The following is a 2638-nucleotide window of genomic DNA, read 5'->3' as shown; positions in this document are numbered from 1 at the left end:
GGGGAGAAGAATATCGAAGACATTGAAGTCGGAGATATGGTTCTATCCCGAGATGAGAGCGGCGAGTCAGAGGAAGTAGAGTACAAGGAAGTCGTACAGCTATTCCGTAAAGTCTCAGACTCCATCTACACGATCTATGTGGGTGACCAAGCCATAGAAGCAACCGGCAACCACCCGTTCTGGGTGGAAGGTAAAGGATGGCTGCTGGCAGAGGAACTGAGCGAAGGGGACCAGCTCGTACAGAGCAATGGTAATCATCTGCAGGTTGAACGCATAACGTTTGAGCCGCGGCAGGAAGTAGTCTACAATTTTGAGGTAGCCAGGTTCCATACGTACTTCGTCAGCGACATTGGCGTCTGGGTGCATAATGAAAATCAAGAGTACTGTCAACGTAAAGAGAAGGGTAAAGATAAGACTCGTCAATATTTCCCTACTGAACGAGCTGCTAAGAGAGCTGCATATAGAGATGCTGGAATTGGCAAACACGGAAAGAGAAAACCTGTCCATGAACAGCTAAATCCGGGTTCAAGGCACCCTCATAAATCTAGTAATCAAACACGTGATGCCTGGCTTTCTGAGAAGGGACACAAAGTAGCCCATGATAGGTATGGGCATAAAGATCCTTTTGATACGCCACACTTTAATGTCTATTTTAAAGACGGTAGAAATTACCATTATTATTATCCTAGTAGTTATAACCCTTCAAGAAATAAATAACAGGTGGTATAAAATGAGTATAATATTTGAAAGACATGAACCAGCAATCACGAAAAATGGCTTGATAGGATGGATCAAGCTGAATCAAGGTAATTCTTTCTCTTTTGCAGAGCCACCAAATGATTTACATCTAATAAATAGATATTTAATTGAGTATAAAGATATAGTTAGCTTTATCGACCTATTAACTAAGGATAATTTTTATGTTTACTCTTGTATCTACCCAGAAACCAAATCGCAGTATTTGACAAGGATTCAAAAACTCTCGAAAGGAAATAAATTAAAAAAACAAGGCTGGGAACAGAATGAAGAACGAAAAGGTCTATTTTTAAAACCAATTAATTATCTATCTCATGAAGAAATCGAAATTATAGACGATTATTATCAAGATAGTTTATTTGTAATTTCTAATGCGGAAGCCCCCCCTCTTTCTTTGTCAGATTTTTTATTTAATATTGAATTTCTAAGCCAACCAGCAAGTTTAGGTTCTTATTACCCAACCGAAAAATTAATTTCATCACTAATTCAAAATGATAAAGCAATCATTTATTTGAAAAGGGATTTTTTTGAGGAGAATCATCTGGAGGAAAGGAATATATTCGTTTGTTACTCTCCGTGGGTTATCGTAGAGAATAAACCATAATATTACCAAAGTTGGTAATGACCATCAAGCAGACTTAGACGGGGAATTAATTTTTAGAGACTTGGAAGGTTTACTGGTAAGTTTGAATTACTGAAAACTTCATATAAATCATGGCACAATAAGGAGTTGTCGGATGTTTTTGGAGAGGAAAGATATTTAAATAAGCTTAAAGGTTTTGAGGACAACAATTCTGCTTGTCAGTTATCTGATACGGAGAATTCGCTTCAAGATCTGTCTAAGTACTTCAGATGAGAAATGGATAAATAAAGTTTAATACCTCAGGTATGTTGCCTGAGGTTTTTCGTCTATTTGAGGGGCTCGCAATAACGAGAAGAACGAGATCCAGAAGCGCGAGAACCTGATCCGTCTGGAGGATTATGCTTACACGTTGTAACCGCCATATACAATTGAGCTGTACTCGCTAAATAAGCTTCAGCATTCTCTGGAAGGGCGTCGTGGCTTGACATGGAGCCTCTATGGGTGTGGTTCTTTGCAAAAGAGGACTAACCATAAGGGTTTTGCCAGCCGTTAGAGGCTAACACACCCATTTCTCCATGTAGAGCCACTGGAAAATTCCGTTTACTGTTGTTTAGCGGTAATAGATAAATCTGCTCATTCTTATTTAGCTGCTACAAATGCGCGCGGCAAGCTGATGAAGGTTACGTTCCCGAACGGCTTCGGAGAGTCGTACACCTACGACATGTTCGGCCGCCGGATGACCAAGTCGCAGTTCAACCACACGGGCAGCATCCAGGAAACGATGAAGTATCACTACAAGGGCGATACGTATGTCATCACGGATGAGAAGAATAGTGCGGGGGAAACGGCAGCCTCCTATACCTTCAGCGAAAGCGGCCGGCCGCTGTCCCGGGTGTACAACCGGTACGGGGAGCGGGTGCGCGAGGGCATCGGCTGGATGGGCGACCTGAATACAGGCAACGGCTCACCAGGCTCAAGGCAGGGACCGGAGGATGAGAGCGGCAATACAGCGCCGGACTATCATCCGGGCATCGGCAACGCACCGGCAGCATCGTCCGCAGCGGCATCTGAAACAGATACGACTGCTGGTACCGCAGACACTACAGCAGCGGAAACAGAAGACGCACTTGCATGGCTGGAAGAAACCGACGCGGCTGTACAGGAGACGGCAGATATTACAACGGAGCTGGTCAAGTACAACCCGTACCGTTATGCAGGCTACTACTGGGATCGGAAGACGCAGCTGTACTTCCTGCAGGCGCGCTATTATGACCCTCGGAACGGCCGTTTCCTCTCGGC

The 2638-nt window shown here is 43.8% G+C and carries 3 protein-coding genes; all 3 read left to right on the top strand.

Going from position 1 to position 2638, the window contains the following annotated elements; genetic code table 11:
* Positions 1-717 (top strand): polymorphic toxin-type HINT domain-containing protein (locus L1N82_RS23025; protein ID WP_235289807.1); only part of this gene is annotated, 717 nt, incomplete at its 5' end.
* Positions 718-730: 13 nt separating this feature from the next.
* Complete coding sequence (locus tag L1N82_RS23020; RefSeq protein ID WP_235289806.1) at positions 731-1360, top strand: hypothetical protein; 630 nt, start codon at positions 731-733, stop codon at positions 1358-1360.
* Between the two features lie 652 nt (positions 1361-2012).
* The coding region (locus L1N82_RS23015; RefSeq protein ID WP_328284518.1) for an RHS repeat-associated core domain-containing protein at positions 2013-2638 on the top strand (626 nt) is incomplete at its 3' end.

This window comes from Paenibacillus tarimensis, assembly GCF_021532315.1.
In the GTDB taxonomy this organism is placed as follows: domain Bacteria; phylum Bacillota; class Bacilli; order Paenibacillales; family Paenibacillaceae; genus Paenibacillus_I; species Paenibacillus_I tarimensis.
The sequence above is the reverse complement of the archived record's forward strand: the minus strand, read 5'-3'. Positions and strand labels throughout refer to the sequence as shown.

Coding starts and splice junctions, on each gene's coding strand:
- L1N82_RS23020 (WP_235289806.1), top strand. CDS start 731: ATGAGTATAATATTTGAAAGACATGAACCAGCAATCACGAAAAATGGC.